Source organism: Arenibacter certesii DSM 19833, assembly GCF_000429545.1.
Taxonomy (GTDB): Bacteria; Bacteroidota; Bacteroidia; order Flavobacteriales; family Flavobacteriaceae; genus Arenibacter; species Arenibacter certesii.
This window is the reverse complement of record NZ_AUCB01000006.1, coordinates 124,063-140,724: the sequence shown is the minus strand read 5'-3', so window position 1 is coordinate 140,724 and position 16,662 is coordinate 124,063. Positions and strand designations below refer to the sequence as shown.

The following is a 16,662-nucleotide window of genomic DNA, read 5'->3' as shown; positions in this document are numbered from 1 at the left end:
TTCTATCAAATAGTTCCATAAGTTGTGTCATGGGATTCTTGCGTGTTACATTATTCTAACCAGTTTTCGTTAATCGTTATGGATTCTTCAAAGATTGCTGATTTTATTAGTTAAAGTTCGTACGTATTCCTTTTTGGGTAGTTTCCTTCTATAAATTGAATAAAACCTAAAAACTACTATTATGGAATAGCACGAGAAAATGGTAGACCTCTTAACTGATATTAAGGGGCTACTTACCCACAACAAGAAAACAATGAACGTGGAAGACCTGGTGTTATATACAGGCCTGTCCAAGAGCAAAATTTACAAGCTTACCCAACTAAAGCTTATCCCTATGGGAAACAATCCTCATATCCGTCAGAAATTCTTTGATAAGGATACCATAGATAATTGGCTATTGGGGGAACCCGATGTTTCAGATGAAACCTTGGAACACCAGTTTAACCAGCAACTATTAAAAAACAGAAGGAGGTAGGGGATGTAATCCAGCTTCATGATGACATAGCCATGAAAGACGCAACTTACATCCGTGTGGGCACCATCTATTACAAATTGGTGCGTGTCCCGACCATAGCCGGGCATTTCAACGAAATCATTGTTCCATGGACCTTGCAAGCCATCCGTCAAGATCATGGAAGGAGCTTTATCGGGAGAATCAAAAAATATGACGGGTTCACCTGCCTTCCCAGCCATATCCATTACAAACAAGAATGTCATGGATTTTATAACACCTATGCACCCTTACAATATACCCCGGAAGAGGGTGCTTATCCTTATACCTTACAATTTCTAGAACATATCTTCGGTTCCCAGTTGGAATTAGGTCTGGATTATCTACAGCTTTTATATCTAAGGCCGGTTCAGGTGCTACCTATACTGTGCCTAGTATCCAAAGAGCGCTCCACGGGCAAGACCACCTTTCTTAAATGGCTAAAAGCCATGTTCGAAAATAACATGACCTACCTCACCAATGACAGCTTTAGCAGTCAGTTCAATGCGGATTGGGCCAACAAGCTTTTAATCTGCATAGAGGAGGTTCTTTTTAATAAAGAAGAATTGACCGAAAGGATAAAATACCTGAGTACAACCAATTTTAATAAACTGGAGGCCAAGGGGAAGGACAAGCGGGAAGTAGAATTCTTTGGGAAGTTTATTCTTTGTAGTAATAACGAGGACAATTTTATCAAGATAGATACTAACGAGACCCGTTTTTGGGTATTGAAGATTCCGTCGGTGACTAAAGAGGTAACACGATTTTTGGAATATCTCGAAAGGGAGATACCGGCATTCCTCTATTATTTGCAACAACGAAAACTGACCACCCCCAATAGGACCCGAATGTGGTTTACCCCGGCCCAGATCAAGACCAAGGCCTTGGAGAACCTGATGCAGAACAACAAGAACAGGGTGGAAAAGGAACTTGTCAGTATAATCCTGAGCGCAATGGAAACATTTGATATGGAAGAGGTGCATTTATGTCCTATGGACGCTTTACATCTTTTAAATCAAACCCGAATTAAAACGGACCTTACCCAATTGAGGCATATTCTAAAAAAGGACTGGAAACTCATTAATCAGGAAAATTCCATGGCCTATAGAAAGTTGATGATATGGCGCGAAGGAGGGATGGGGTTGACCGATACCAAGGGGAGGTATTACACCATAAACAAGGAATTCTTGTCCGACCATTTTGGGCAAGAATAGCAAAACGATGATACGATGACAAAACGATGCGGAGATAAACGTACTGTTTATAGGTGATTCGGGCGATTTCGCATCATTCTTCAAAAAAAGGGGCTAATGAAAAGAAAAACATACTACCTATTCTTCTTTTTTTTGATGAAATGATGACAGATAATGGTTAGGTCAATGACTACGGGGGCTCAGGTCGTCATCGTTTTGTCATCGTTTGGTCATCAAAAATAAACGATGACAAGAACGAGAACTAAATGTTAGGATATGCAAAGAACCAATAAAATATCGTGTGAAAGAGCCCGGGATTATCCCATCGGAAAAGCGCTGGCAAAACTCGGGCACTTTCCTACCAAAGAATCTGAGAAAGAAGCTTGGTTCCTGAGTCCGTTCCGCTCAGAAACGCAAGCCTCTTTCAAGGTGTCCAAGAAACTAAATAGATGGTACGATCATGGAGAGGGAAAAGGTGGCAATGTCATTGATCTGATCTGTTTATTAAATGGTACCTCTGTAAAAGAAACCTTGGCTTGGTTACAGAAGGATCAGATTTCTTTTTCTTTTCAGCAGCAACCTTTAGTCGCCCATCGAAACGAAAACGATATTCATATCCGCTATGCACGGCCCATAACACATTTTGCATTGATCAGCTATTTACATGGACGAAAAATTTCGGTTTCCACGGCAATCCAACTTTGTCAGGAGGTCCATTATATTTTCAGAGGCAGGGAATACTTCGCCATAGGGTTAAGAAACAATTCCGGGGGATGGGAATTACGGAACAAATACTATAAGAACTCCAATTCCCCAAAAGACATTACTCACATTATAAATGGGAAAAATAGGCTGATAGTTACTGAAGGCATGTTCGATATGTTGAGCCTAATGGAGCGGGAGAGAAATCTATTGGAAGAAAATGACATTTTAATTTTAAACTCTCTAGGCTTTATAGATAAAACGTTTAATACGTTTACCACCTATAAATCTGTAGCACTTTATCTGGATAACGACAGAGCGGGCAAAAAGGTGGTTAATCGAATGATGGAGCAAAATTCGAAATGTGAGGACAGATCAAACTTATACGAGGATTTTAAAGATGTAAACGCATGGTGGACTGATCAAAACCAATGATCCGAATTAGAAATAATCCAAGATGTGTCTTAGTCGCTATAAAGCAAACGCAATCAATGCAGTGTGAGCGAAAAGGAATAGCAAGAGGGTAACGGGCAAAGCCACGTTACGCATTTACTTCAGCACTCAACACGCTGGCTATTAGCTGTTTATGAAAATATTAATTTTTCCGATTTTACAAATTTGCGTCAAATGGCCTGTTAGCCCCCATTTTTAGGGAAGAATTTGCGTCAAATCGGAAAATCAGGGGCTTTTTTTCATTTAAAATCTCCTACAAAATCAATGATTTAGGAAAGGTGAAACTAACAAGAATTGACCAAACTTATGCAAGCTTGACTCAGAGTAGGTTGCGCCCTGTTCGATTTTTGTTTTACGATTATCTTCCCGAACACTACAAAAGTCGAATAGGATCCATGCGCAAAGTTTTTGGGTAAGATTTGGGGTCAAATTATTGCAATGTATTTCTCCAGTACTATTTTATACCTTGCAATTATCGGAAAACGGCTAATGGAAAAAGGTTCTGTTAGGTTATAAGAATTTCAGGAACGTTAAGTTTCATTATTGGACCGCCGTACATTTACCCGAATTAGATAGGCGGGCCAATTGTTAATGGAGGTCATGATTTACAAAACGTTATCTATTGGTGCCTTAATACTATTTTTCCCGTAGCTATTACAGGAGCATTTTTGTTGATGGAAATATTTAAGTTGTCTATTGCTTTATTCCATTCCCGCGATTATTAATGTAAAAATAACGATCTGTCCCTATTTACATAATCTTGGAAATATCCCATTCTTCATTGGATGGTTCCTTTACGATCGATTCTGCTTCTGGCAGTCCATTGACTTTCATATTATTGGCATCCCAATGTATCCGAGCACCATTCAGTCTAAGAGACATAACCCCCAGCAGGGTTAATTCGGTAAGCTGACTTCCATAATCAAGATTGGCACTGGATTGCCCTCCGTTTTTGATGGCATCTATCCAGTCGCGATGATGACCTTTGGATCGCGGAATCCGTTCCACAGGTGGTTGATAAGATTGTCTCAAGGATTCGGGAAATATCTGAGGAAAACGATCACCTCCATCGGTGATAATAACCCCTTTATCGCCCACGTACATGGCGCTCCTCCCTCCGAATTTATAATCCGGTGGCAAATGGGGATTCCAATCCGGTTTTAAGCCTCCGGAATACCAGTGTAATTTAAGTGCAGCCTGGCCCTTCTTTTCAGGAAAATGATAAGTGCCGGCCTCTCCATATGGAGCAATTTCACTATTACTTTGTCCGGCAGGGTAAATCTGAACCTCAGACGGGCTCGATAGATCGAAGGCCCAAAAAGGGGCATCCATATCATGACATCCAAAGTCTCCCAATGCCCCGCAACCATAGATCCAAAAATCCCGCCAAGTGACTGGCGAAAAAAGATCGTTATAGGGCCTAAATGGGGCTGGTCCCAACCATTCCTTCCAATCAAAATCATGAGGAAGTGGACTGGTATCTTGAGGAAGACCTGTAATTCCTGGGGTCCAGCGACCTGCAGGAACCCACGCATGGATTTCGCGTACTGTTCCGATAGCACCATCCTGCAGATATTCGACCAAGGAACGCATGCCGTCCTTGCTATGTCCCGAGTTCCCCATCTGAGTGGCGAGTCCCGTTTCTTGTACTACCTTACGTACCATCCTCGTTTCCCATATATTGTGAGCCATGGGTTTCTCGCAAAAAACATGCAGTCCGGCCTTAAGGGCAGCAATGGTGATAAAGGCGTGGGTATGGTCAGGGGTAGCGCAAAGAATGGCATCAATATCTTTTTCCCTATCCATCATTTCACTAAATCGTTTATATTGACGCACCATTTTGTTCTCTCCCTTTTTCTGATAATGATCCTCGATCATTTCACTGACCGGTTCCCGTCCGGCAATGGACTTGTAATAGAATCGATTCAAATCCCAATAACGACCCGGATCTGTGACCGAGGTAATCTGTACATCGTCCAGTTGAAGTAAACTGCGAACATTGCTCCGTCCCTGACCTCCCGCCCCGACAATGCCGATATTTACTTTGTCACTGGGTGCGGTATATCCAGTGCCTCCAAGAACATACCTGGGAACTATCATAATACCCCCTACTGCGGCTGTTGTGTTTCGGATAAATTGCCGTCGTCCGGCAGTAGGTGTATTTGGATTCTTCATCATGCTACGTTTTTAAATTGAAATTCAAGGTAAGGATTTATTTTGAAAATGAAGATATTAGTTGTTTAACGCAATGGGGAAGGCGTAAACTAGAAGTCGGGGTATTAATCCTTCGTTCCCGCTCGATTGCATCGCTATTCAAAAATCCTTGTTTTAAATTCAGACCGCAACTGTTCAAAATTCAAGGTTGGTTCTTTACAAATGTATATTGTTTGCCATAAATCTTTTTCGTCATCAGCATAGGGATTATAAATTTGTTTTACCGACACAACCGATCTAAAGAAGGACTGAAAAAAGTCTATTCCAGCCTCTCCGTTTGAAAACGCTATAATCGTTTTAGGTAATTCCCCTTTTTCTGGTGTCCAAAGATAGAAACTCCCGTGGTATGAAAACGCTTTAGGCATTTCATACTTTTCCCTAAACAGGTTTACTCCGCCTGCTTGACTATAATGTTTGCCCCAAATCAAACAATCCTTTCTTTCGTCCATAGGTAGACTATCGTAAACGGTTTTAAGTCCGCCCATAGTTTTTTCCCATTTTGATTTCGAGTAATACTCGTTGTATTCTATTTCGTAACGATCGTCCTTCTTTTCTATTTTCGCGAATTTAATAAATGTATCCAATGGCAGAACAGCTAACCCAAATGGTATCAGCACGAGGCCCGAAACAACAAGAAGAGTGCTTGCGGGATATAAGATCCATTGGCGTTTTGATAAGATTTTTTGTTCAAACCAGATGCTTCCGAATATTATCAAAGTAATCATTGCGGGATAAAAATAGTATGCTTTGCTTTTGTTTAACGCCAAGAGAAATATGGAAATGACGATTGTAGATGCGATGGGGCGATAATAGTCAGGATTGTTCTTTCTTCTAAACATATAGATTAAACCGCCAATCCAAAAAAACAATGTTAGTGGATTTAAGGATATAACAATACTTTCAAGAACTCCTACTATTGTCAGTTTATCCAATTGTGTCTCATAAAGACGTGAAAACATATCAAGTACCGGAAATCCTTGCTTGTATTGCCATAAAACATTTGGGGCTATCAGAATAATGAACAAGAGAATATATTTCCAAATGTCCTTTTGTAAAATTGATTTTCTTGTGCTCTTGATTAGTAGTAAACCAGAAAGGCCTGCTATGAAGAAAAGTATATCATATTTTGTGAGAAATCCAATACTAACGCAGATTGTTAAGTAAAGTAAATATTTTTTGTCACGAGTTTTGACGAACCTAACCGATTGATAAAACGATAACAACCAGAAAAAATGGGTAAAAACTACAGGTTGAAATAATTGATGTCCGCGGCCGAAAGCTGGTGCCGTCAAAATACAAAGCAGTACAATAAATACTGCTTTTGATTTTCCACCCAGTTCAATTGTCGTAATTGCGATTAATATTAAAATAAATAATGAAGCAATGTGAGAGAAGATGTGATGTACAAAAACGGATTGGGAATGAAATTGATTTTGGATAAAAGCCAGCCAACCAATAACGGGTGGAAACTCCATATATCCAAAACTTGGGTAATTTCCTGTTTCTATGTGCAATAATTCGTCTCCTTGAAATCCTGAATTTGAGTCAGCAATCAGATGAAGCGTTATTTTTACAATGCAAAAAAATGCTGTGATTATTGTTGTTTTTCTTATAGGCATCTTGATTTGTCAAATGGCAAGTAACACCTAAGCGCTATGAGTAATGCGGGAACAAACTTGCGTTTACCTTCCGTCATTCACCTAGCAAAAACTTTGCGTTTTGGTTAGTTTTTAATTGTTGAAGCAAAATTGGAAAGATCTTGCGACCTCATAAATATAGATAAAACTTGGATTCAAACATCTTGCTCGTATTGCTTATACGTACTGTTGTGCTTATTACTTTTTCACCGCTATTATCAGCCCCGTTGACCAGTTTATTTTGGTTAGGGTTAGATCTACACGACTTTCCAACGCTTCTATTAAGTCGTTAACATTGTTCTGATGTCCAGCGGGCCAATTTGGCTGTGCGGTCATGTCATCGATAATATAAAATCCGCCTATTTTTAAAAGAGCGATAGTCTCGTCCAACTCATCATATTTACCAGGCCAAGCATCCGCAAAAATTAGGTCAAATTTATCACCGTCATAATTTTTTATCCATTCCGCTCCATCTGCACAAATAAATTCTATTCGTCTTTCGTCTTTGAAGTTTTCTTTTGAGATGTCTATAAGTTCTTGGTCATTATCTAACGTGATGATGCTCGAATGCTCATCCATTCCGTCCGTCATCCAAGAAAGGGAAAGTCCTATGCCTGTACCTAATTCAAGGAATCGTCCTCTTGGTTTTGATGCTACTAGGGTTTTCAGCAAGCTACCTATATATAAATCGGAGGGCATTGTAAAACCAATTTCTTCACTTTTCCTTTCTATTATGGGATGAATTTTTGGTATGTCTAGAATATTTGAATCATTCATATGTTTAATATTATACAGAACGGTATGATTTTGCTTTCGATGTGGAATATCTCTGCATGGCGTTTAGACAGGCGTTATTAATTTTCCGTAATGAAATACTTCCGGATTAAAAGTAGTGAATTTTATCTTTTGAATTACACTAAAAGTAATTACTGAAGTTACCGAATAAGACATAGGAACTACTTTCAAATCGAGGGCAGAAACGCTATGCCTTAATGTAAATGTAAAACCAAAAAGAGACAGGACGGTTCTCGAAACCGGCGCAAAAGTTGGATTTAGGTTACAAGAATAATGTTAAAGTAGAAAGGCCGAGAGAAAACTACAGCAAGTCTGTCGAAATACGACTTGATAAAAATGCTATAAAGAATCTTTCTTTATATGAGATCGAATCCTTCAACATTATATTTAGCCCTAGCCTATCGACGATCCGAAAACTTAGTTTTTAGCATATGGTAGTATAAAAATTTACCATTCCATTTTACAGTTAAACACTCCCATAGAGTTCAATTTTCTCATCGTTTAAAATTTTTCTTACTGCTGCCCAAAAACTAAGTAAAGAGGATGTTGACCTTTCTGATAGATCAGAAAGCAGAATTAAATTGTTTACAAATTCAATTATATTACTATCATTAGGTTTGTGATAGCCCATGTTACATTCAGGAAAATATTTTTTTATCGATAGAATTTTCCCAAAGTAAAGTAACAGTATGATGCCGTTTATCCGTCTTTATTTTTTTCTGAGTTCACAGATATTGCTTTCTCCAGAATATTGTCTAAGTCTTCAAAATTTAAATCTGGTTTTGAAATTGAATGATAGTTTAGTTGGTACATAATTTTAGTTTTTAAGCGCTTTAGAACGGGAGTCTCACCAACAACCTTATTTTTCAAAAATAATAACTTTTAGGTTAGATTAAGACAATTACTGTTACGTCCGAACTTCAAATGGAACAAATCAAAGCGTTATAAGTTCAACGCTCAGCCAGAAATGGCACAAGACGAACCTACATTCTCACCTCTCGTAGTTCCAAACTTACCCAATCTCAGAATTCATAAAATTAATTGGTTTAAGACGAACCTGAACTTATTTTTAAGCTCTCCAGAATTTATCTGGACCGTCAAGTTGATAAAGCCCTGAAAAGGGATTGCAGAATTCGTTTTTCGTGGATTTATGCGCTTGTGCAACGGTTACTTTTGTTGTAGAACGTTTCTATTTCAATCTTTACTTTCCCACACTATGTTCTAATTGTATGCCGTATGGTGCATCATCACACCACCAAAAATCTTCTTTTTTAAGAATTTGACTTTCGCCATCGATAGTTATTTTTAACTCGGTTAAATTCTCTTTTTCTGATTCATTTCCAACAATGATTTTCATTGTTATTATATCAGTATACTAATCTTCAACTTTTACTTTAAAAGGGAGAGAAGGATTTTCGGCTGTAGATTCAAAATAACAACCTAATTGTTCAGGTATACAATCGTTACTAGTAATTATATAATCAACCTTCCCAGTACCATTAGCCTCAAAAATAATAGTGGACGTCTGCATTTTCTCTTCTTCTTCTTTTTCTTAGCAGGAAACTGTAAGTAGGGTGATGACAAATAAAATGATGCGATTAATTTTCATACTCTTTTTTGTAATATTTAGCACTAAAGTTTTAAGGCTAAATGTTTTAACGTTAAGCTCTGATTGGTTTCGGTGTGAAATCCGACAGGATTTCGGCCCGCAGACTAACCATACTAAATATGCCTAGATTTTCCGAGGGGAAAATCTGACCACAATTAATTATAGGTGTTGTAATTACCAATTATTTCATTTCGATAACTTCTTCAATCGGTTCATTTATGTAATCGAACTCAACACTTTTTATTCGATTTGTAGGGCTGTCAAATGCTTTAATATAATTGCCGCTGAACGACCTCAAATCCAAAACTTTAAATTTTTTCTTGTATTTGGTCAGAGTCTGATTTGTTAAATCCACCAGTCCAATTCTTTGAAATGGTCCACTTAAGAAAGCCTTGTCCCAAATCGGAACTGCTGCTTTTTGTCCATTTCGCGTCCAAATTGCAGGTCCACCACAATTTTCAGATATTACAACCACTACAGTTTCATTTAATTTTAGCTTACAGATTCCGCGCAATGGTCCACCCATTACAATTTCGTTCAGATTCGAGTATTCTAGAATTGCTTTAGACTCCTTTTTCAGTTTGTTTGAGCTTTCATTCGGGAAAGCCCAAGGATTAGGATATTTTAAAGAATCAATTGAAAACCCAACTATTCTTCCTATTGAGAGTTCGTCAAATTTTAAAGCTTCTAGAATTGTTCTAGCTAAATATTTATCTTTCTTTTTAACACTTTCAAACAAGTCCATTAAACCACTTTCAGAAAGCCGTTCATTTCCCGTCATTCCTCCAATTCCAATAACACTATCTGCCTTTTCGTAAATTTCTTTTTTGGTCATTTTTATAATTGGTGGTTAAGGGAGGGTATGCGGCGTGCCTGACCTTGTGAAGGGCATGATCGCTATACCCATTGTGTGTGGCCAGCAGGGGCATCTTTTATTTGCTGCAAAGTAGATAATTAATCTAGAGGGTGCAAGCTTGCCCGATCTGTCTAGGCGGGCGGGCCTGACGGACAGGCAGGTCCCTTATGGGCAGGGGTATTCCTTCGGCATCTTTCTGGAAAGGCTATGCAGAAACCGGATGTGAGGTTATAAGGTAGTATGAACAAGGATATTATTTTTACCCATGAAAATACTTCGAGTGGCACAAAACGAACCGAAATACTCAATGGATATTGAACAAGTATAAAAGCTTCAAGGGAAGCAAGATCAAAGCCGTAAAATGGCTTCGATTTATTACAAAGTCATATCCAAATTTGTTCTATCATTGGGAATTGGGATACAAACTGGTCTAACTATTTAGGCCTTACCGACCATATGACAAGAGCCGTATGAATCGAGAGGTTCAACAATGGTTGCCTGCCCGTACCATTCAGGCGGGTGTGAGAGGTTTTGGCGTGAGACTCAACTTTACCTACTCGACTGTGTGTAGTTTTTATTCGTTTATTCTCTTTTTTAAATCCATTCTCTCGTGTAAAATTCTTGTGATTTCAGCATAGTTATCATTCAATGTTCGATAGAAAATGATATGTCTATTCGATTTTATTCCAAGAAGATTTTGAGTAATTCCGTTATAGTTTTTTCCTAAACTTGGGTTGTCAGTAATTTTTTGACAGTCAGAAATTAGCGATTCATAGTAAATATCCGCTTGCTTTTCTGACCATACTTCAAACGTATAATCCCAGATTTTCGATAAATCCTCAATCCAGCCCGTATAACTTCGCTTACATTTTTAAATCGCCCCTCCTTGATTCGATTTTGAACGAATTCTTCAAAATAATTTCCGAGTGAAATTGATGTGTTTTTGCTCATTTTATTTCTATTTTACTCAAATGTACCAAAAATTGGTAAAACATCCAAGTCTTCGAATTCTGAGTATGGTTTTTTAAATGTTCTGAAAATCGACTTTTAGTGTTTTTAGATTTTCTTGAAAGGTTAGCTTTAAGAGATTAATTTTTTCCAGAAATGGGAGGAATTACACACAACGTTCCGCGTATGATGTCGTAGCATCCCGAAGGGTGCTATGCACTATATACTTTGTGTGTACCCAGCATGGGTATCTTTTATTTACTGCAAAGTAGATAATTAATCTAGAGGGTGCAAGCTTGCTCGATCTGTCTAGGCGGGCCTGCCTGACGGACAGGCAGGTCCTTTATGGGCAGGGGGAATCCTTCGGCATCTTTCTGGAAAGGCTTAACAGGAACTAAGTACGAAGCTGTGAGGTTAAATGAGCAAGCATTTTATTCTTGCGAATGAAAACATTTCAAGTGGCACAAAACGAACCGTTACAGGCTCATCGATCTAAAGCCAGTGGCACAAAACGAACCGAAATACTTAATGGATATTAAACAAGTATAAAAGCTTTAAAGGAAGCAAGATCAAAGCCGTAAAATGGCTTCGATTTATTACAAAGTCATATCCAAATTTGTTCTATCATTGGGAATTGGGATACAAGCTGGTCTAACTATTTAGGCCTACCGACTGTATGACAAGAGCCGTATGAATCGAGAGGTTCACGTACGGTTCCATGCCCGTTCTATTCAGGCGGGTGTGAGAGGTTTAGGGGTGAGACTCCCCTTTACCTACTCGACTGGCTACTGTTTTTATTCGATTATTTGAACGTTTATCCATTCGTATCTCTTGATGTAATTTCCTGATTTAACCGTATTGTTAGAACCAATGTTTTCTCTTTCAGTCAGAAGTCCACATTTCTTTACTCCACTTTTTAAAATTTCGGAAGTTGCAGATTGCAGTAATTCTGAAGCAAATCTTTTTTTCCGATGTTCTTTTGATGTAAAAAGAGCTCCAATCATTACATTTCGAGCGTCGTGATTTATAATTCTTAAAGAGGAAGTAATTTTGTCATCTACTTTCCAAGCAAAGATTGTTCTTTCAAAAATTCCCATTTGCACAGACATTGAAATTTCTTCGTCTGTTTGAGTTCCTTGTCCATTAAAATCCTCGTGATAATAACCTAAATTTAATTGCAATATGTCAGGAAAATTTTTCTCCGTTGCAACAATTAATTCTCCGTTTTTGATATTCAGTTTATCAATAGCTTCACAGTCATAAATTATTCGGTCATTTATTAATCTCGTTTTTAATTTTTTAAACTTTATAACATCATTAATCAAATCTTTTTGTCCTCTAAAAACGACAATATTGAAATTTTCAATATCAATAGATTCAGCCACAATTTTTATGGCTTCATCGTCCCATTTTGTTGCATATAAATAATATGAAATATCTGCCCAAACAGCTAAAATGTCAGTCCCATCTTCTCCAACTATATTATAAACGTCAAATAGTTTTCCGTTTCCGTTTTTCAAAGATTTGAATAGCGAATTCAAATGATAATGTTCAAAATATTGTTCAGATAATCTTTCGGAATTATACTCCAAAAATTCATTAGGATTGTTGAATTTTATCTTTTGGTTCATTGGTTGGTCAAATTGTAGGTAACGTTTATGTATATGAGCTGTGGCGTTTGACGGCACAGACCTTTCCTGATAAAGACTGGCTTTGGAAAATCCGCAGGATTTTCCAAGTTAGGACTGATCAAGCCATAGCTTATATACTATGTGTGTGCCCAGCATGGGCATCTTTTATCTACTGCAAAGTAGATAATTAATCTAGAGGGTGCAAGTCCCTTATGGGCAGGGGTAATCCTTCAGCATCTTTCTGGAAAGGCTATGCAGAAACCGGATGTGAGGTTGTAAGGTAGTATGAACAAGGATATTATTTTTACCCATGAAAATACTTCGAGTGGCACAAAACGAACCGAAATACTCAATGGATATTGAACAAGTATAAAAGCTTCAAAGGAAGCAAGGTCAAAGCCGTAAAATGGCTTCGATTTATTACAAAGTCATATCCAAATCTGTTCTACCATTGGGAACTGGGATACAAACTGGTCTAACTATTTAGGCCTACCGACTGTATGACAAGAGCCGTATGAAGCGAGAGGTTCACGTACGGTTCCCTGCCCGTTCTATTCAGGCGGGTGTGAGAGGTTTAGGGGTGAGACTCCCCTTTACCTACTCGACTGTGCGCTGGTTTTTATTTTCTTATTCTTTTGTCAGCAATAGCTAAATACTTTAGTCCACTTTGGTCAAATATATTTTCGGCTCTCTCAATTTGTAATGCTGAATAAACAGCATTGGCAAAACCTGGTAAAGCACCGATAATTGCACCTGTTGTTGAGGCTGTCGCAATTCCTTGATATGCTCCAATTAAACCACAAACAGTCCCGAATAAGATACTCTTAAACTTACTTTCGCTCATTTTAGCGGATAACTCATCTTTTCGTTGGGTCAATTCCGATAAACGTTGATAGAAAATTGGTGTACCTTCAATTATATTTGAGTCTAACGCAATTAACTCCACCTGAGACCTAAAAGCTTCTAATAAGTCAGAATGCTTTTCTTTAAATTTTAATAACCGTGTCAAATCTATATCTTGAGGAAATGGAATTAAGCTAGTCAATATTGTTTCCCTTTTCTGCTGGATTTTTTTAAAAGATGAACGACTATAAAAAGGTCTAATATAGTCAGTTGTTGCTAGTCTATCTGTTTTAGCACTTATCACTGTAGGTAAAAAGTTCATTAGATTGTTTGCAGTTTTCTTTTCTACAGAATACCAACGACCTTCATTACTTTCCGCAAGACCCAACTCTTCTAATTGATAGAATATTTCTTGGTCAAACTTATCTGCGTGTATGTTAGCTTTAGAAAATTTATCTCCGTGAATATTTCCACGGTATCCACCAATAAACCTTTTTTGTGCTTTTTTCAGCTTCTTCTCGTTATCTCGAATTAATTCAATAAATGGTTGTGTTGATTTCCGAGGATTATCTAGAACATCTAAAGGATTTATTGGTGTCACAAGTTCACTACGAACCAATTCAAGCATAAACTCATCATAATTTCTTTCTGGTTCGTAGAAATATTCTTGGGGTACAATCGAACCTATGTTGTCGTAGTACAAAAGAGTTCTTAAAGTCCAATCAGTTCTTGGAACGTTTATGTATGGATAATATAGTAAATTGTTCATCCTAAATCTGGTTTTTCAAAAGTCAAGTCGATAGAAGAAATTGTTAATAAATTCCCAAGCAATATCTTCTTGTCCGTTAATTCCGATTTCTCCGTATGGTGACTTGCAAATCATTCGCATAACTATCTCTTTATTCATTTCCTTGCCATTTAAGTCATATGTTATGTCCATTGTAACTTCCGAAATCGCAGGTTTGTCATCTTTGATTTTAGTTATTTTGAAATCTTTGAGAATTTTATAGTCTAGTTCACGTCTTATTTTACCAGCTTCTGCACCTACATTAATTTCCTTATCTCCAATTCTGTACATTTGAATTGCAATTTTTCCATAATTTTTATTCAACCAATTTTGAGCTAAATCATACGCTTGCTTTTCAGGACTGAACTTTTTAAAATCAGAAGGATTTAAACTCAATTCAGATTCGGCTCTCGGTTTCCAATTTTCCAATTCTTTGAGCATTTTATCGTGTTTAATTCGCCATTCGTTATGCTCAACAATTGTTTTTTTTAAATCTCTTAAACTTTCCCTTAATGATGGTTGAGTTTCGGGAATTGGTGGATTTTCTTTTTGTTCCTTTAAAGCTCTTGCCCAGTCGTTTATAGCAAAAAGTGTTGACCAACATTTGCCTGTTACATACTTGTTGTCAAATTTTAAATCTCGACCGTGTAAAATACCGTTTCTATAAGGTAGAAATATTTCGTCCGTATTAGTTCTTTTTCTTGTTGTATTGAAAATATCCCTTATAGCTGTCAATCCACTACTATGTGCAGCAATACTATCCCAAGCTGTCAAATCTGTGTTTTCTGTAAAAAAGCCTTTACTTTTACTAATATCATTAACAACTCCATCTATTACCAGTAGTATAATTGGCACACACGAATAAAATCTTCCTTCCAAAGTATCTTCATATGCTTTTTTGATTAGATCAAATCTAATTGAAAATTCTGGTAATACTTTAAACCTGTGTTGTAACCAATTGATTTGTGTTGAAGTAAAATGGTCGGAAAGTATGTCTTCAGCTTTTTGAGTTTCGCCATTATCGGCTAATTCAACCGCTTTTTCCATTAATGGAGAATTCATAGATTCGTGAGCAATCCAGCCAAGATTTGCAAAATGATTATTGAATTTATCTGGTATTGTTGATAAATGTTCTATTTCTCTTTTTAAATCAGGGATTTTAGAAAAAGCTTCATTTAGACTTTCATTCTTTAAACCAAAAAAGGAAAAGAATTTGATGATTTTGCCAATTGCATATGCTCCCTGAATTTCTTTCCGAGGTTTTGCATAAGATGGTAAATCAGCTATTTTTTTATTTTCTTCCACTTTAGTTTTTCAACTTGCTGCCAACGCCCAAGCTATGAGTAATGCGGGAGCAGAGATACATTGTCTATTCCTGCTCGCACTAAGCCAAAGCAATTTGTTTGCGTTTATTTTTTAATTTTCAAATGCCTAATCAGTTTGATTTGGCGACATTATAAATATAGACAAAACCTGGAATTGAACACCAGACCCTGCATTACTTCATAGGTTCTGTTGAACTAAACCTAAAGGTAGCTTCAAGCAAGATTTCCCCTGCTGTTCACTACCTTTAGGTATTGTCTAATTAATTCATTGTAAGTTATGAAAAAAAAGTAGTACCCTCATAGATAGGGCCTGTAATTCCATTCCAGAATTTAATGAACTGTACCGTAAGTTAAGACGATCTATCGAGCTTTCCGGTAAAAGCCAAAGTACCCTTACCAATTATGCGCGTTGCCTAGCGCATATATCCCTTCATTTTAACTGTAGTCCGCTGGTTCTTGACCAGGAGCAGGTCTTGGACTACCTGCACGTTTTGAAATCCCAGCGCAAGACCCCATCCGATAGTTTTTTCAAGCATACGGTCTATGGGCTTCGCTATGCTTATCGCATTGCCGGAATGAAGGAGATGCGTGTGGTGCTGCCTTCGATAGAACAACCAAAAAAGCTTCCGGTAGTATTGAGCCACAACGAGGTAAGGCAGCTCCTCAAGGCCCCTAGACTGCTGAAGCACCGTTTGGTTCTGGCCATGCTCTACGGTTGTGGTCTTCGTAACTTTGAACTTTGCAACCTACAACTAAATGACCTTGATTTTGATCGTAGGATGCTCCACATCCGTCAGGGAAAAGGCAGAAAAGACCGCTATGTTCCATTATCCCAGATGCAGATTCGTGGCCTAAAAAAATACATTGCCGCAGAACATCCTGCCAACTGGTGCTTTAATGGCTACGACAGGAAAGGCAATCCGTCCCAGTTATCGACAATGGGCGTGCAATGGATCGTTCGGGAAGCTCGCAAACATAGCGGGATACAGAAAGGGATCACTCCCCATATCCTTCGGCACAGTTATGCCACGCATCTTTTGGAGATGGGGTTGGACATCATCAGTGTCAAAGACTTGCTGGGACACGCACATATACAAACAACGCTTACCTACCTTCATGTGGCACAACTGGGTAGACAAAAGCCGTTCAGTCCACTGGATCGGCTTTATAAGAGGTAGC

At 37.9% G+C, this 16,662-nt stretch carries 14 protein-coding genes and 1 pseudogene; 4 read left to right on the top strand and 11 right to left on the bottom strand.

Annotated features, from left to right (window positions below):
• Positions 1 to 199: 199 nt before the first annotated feature.
• The 3 genes from G466_RS21370 to G466_RS0103500 all read left to right on the top strand — a co-directional run bounded on the left by G466_RS21370 (position 200) and on the right by G466_RS0103500 (position 2,820).
• On the top strand, positions 200 to 475 hold the full coding sequence (locus tag G466_RS21370; RefSeq protein ID WP_051315506.1) for a helix-turn-helix transcriptional regulator: 276 nt from the start codon (positions 200 to 202) through the stop codon (positions 473 to 475).
• Positions 476 to 507: 32 nt separating this feature from the next.
• Positions 508 to 1,704, top strand: a complete 1,197-nt coding sequence (locus G466_RS0103505) for a primase-helicase family protein (RefSeq protein ID WP_026812406.1) — start codon at positions 508 to 510, stop codon at positions 1,702 to 1,704.
• A 255-nt stretch (positions 1,705 to 1,959) separates the two neighbouring features.
• Positions 1,960 to 2,820 carry a toprim domain-containing protein gene (locus G466_RS0103500; protein WP_026812405.1) on the top strand — a complete coding sequence of 287 codons (861 nt, stop codon included), beginning with the start codon at positions 1,960 to 1,962 and terminating at the stop codon, positions 2,818 to 2,820.
• Positions 2,821 to 3,588: 768 nt separating this feature from the next.
• On the opposite strand, the gene G466_RS0103495 is transcribed toward G466_RS0103500, so the two are convergent.
• From G466_RS0103495 to G466_RS0103440, 11 genes and pseudogenes are all read right to left on the bottom strand, one after another.
• A complete protein-coding gene (locus G466_RS0103495; RefSeq protein ID WP_026812404.1) occupies positions 3,589 to 5,016 on the bottom strand; it encodes a Gfo/Idh/MocA family protein in 1,428 nt (475 codons plus the stop codon).
• 131 nt (positions 5,017 to 5,147) lie between these two features.
• Positions 5,148 to 6,671 carry an ArnT family glycosyltransferase gene (locus tag G466_RS0103490; RefSeq protein ID WP_026812403.1) on the bottom strand — a complete coding sequence of 508 codons (1,524 nt, stop codon included), beginning with the start codon at positions 6,669 to 6,671 and terminating at the stop codon, positions 5,148 to 5,150.
• 216 nt (positions 6,672 to 6,887) lie between these two features.
• Positions 6,888 to 7,466, bottom strand: a complete 579-nt coding sequence (locus G466_RS0103485; protein ID WP_026812402.1) for an O-methyltransferase — start codon at positions 7,464 to 7,466, stop codon at positions 6,888 to 6,890.
• Positions 7,467 to 8,183: 717 nt separating this feature from the next.
• The gene (locus G466_RS23750) at positions 8,184 to 8,354 is read right to left on the bottom strand and encodes a hypothetical protein (protein ID WP_157373798.1); all 171 of its coding nucleotides are present in this window, start codon (positions 8,352 to 8,354) and stop codon (positions 8,184 to 8,186) included.
• A gap of 331 nt (positions 8,355 to 8,685) precedes the next feature.
• Positions 8,686 to 8,841 carry a hypothetical protein gene (locus G466_RS23745; protein ID WP_157373797.1) on the bottom strand — a complete coding sequence of 52 codons (156 nt, stop codon included), beginning with the start codon at positions 8,839 to 8,841 and terminating at the stop codon, positions 8,686 to 8,688.
• A 433-nt stretch (positions 8,842 to 9,274) separates the two neighbouring features.
• A complete protein-coding gene (locus G466_RS0103460) occupies positions 9,275 to 9,928 on the bottom strand; it encodes a hypothetical protein (RefSeq protein WP_026812401.1) in 654 nt (217 codons plus the stop codon).
• Positions 9,929 to 10,523: 595 nt separating this feature from the next.
• The gene (locus G466_RS23465) at positions 10,524 to 10,793 is read right to left on the bottom strand and encodes a type II toxin-antitoxin system RelE/ParE family toxin (protein ID WP_084418716.1); all 270 of its coding nucleotides are present in this window, start codon (positions 10,791 to 10,793) and stop codon (positions 10,524 to 10,526) included.
• A pseudogene (locus G466_RS23460) lies at positions 10,775 to 10,900 on the bottom strand (type II toxin-antitoxin system ParD family antitoxin); the annotation flags it as partial. The gene G466_RS23465 and the pseudogene G466_RS23460, both read right to left, overlap by 19 nt.
• A gap of 791 nt (positions 10,901 to 11,691) precedes the next feature.
• Positions 11,692 to 12,528, bottom strand: coding sequence for a GNAT family N-acetyltransferase (locus tag G466_RS0103455; protein ID WP_026812400.1), 837 nt, complete (start codon positions 12,526 to 12,528; stop codon positions 11,692 to 11,694).
• A gap of 619 nt (positions 12,529 to 13,147) precedes the next feature.
• On the bottom strand, positions 13,148 to 14,140 hold the full coding sequence (locus G466_RS0103445; protein ID WP_026812398.1) for a hypothetical protein: 993 nt from the start codon (positions 14,138 to 14,140) through the stop codon (positions 13,148 to 13,150).
• A 15-nt stretch (positions 14,141 to 14,155) separates the two neighbouring features.
• Positions 14,156 to 15,463: a hypothetical protein gene (locus G466_RS0103440; protein ID WP_026812397.1), complete on the bottom strand. Its 1,308-nt coding sequence runs from the start codon at positions 15,461 to 15,463 to the stop codon at positions 14,156 to 14,158.
• A gap of 493 nt (positions 15,464 to 15,956) precedes the next feature.
• On the opposite strand from G466_RS0103440, the gene G466_RS0103435 reads away from it, so the two are divergent.
• The gene (locus tag G466_RS0103435) at positions 15,957 to 16,661 is read left to right on the top strand and encodes a tyrosine-type recombinase/integrase (RefSeq protein ID WP_308427480.1); all 705 of its coding nucleotides are present in this window, start codon (positions 15,957 to 15,959) and stop codon (positions 16,659 to 16,661) included.
• The last annotated feature ends 1 nt before the right edge of the window (position 16,662 follow it).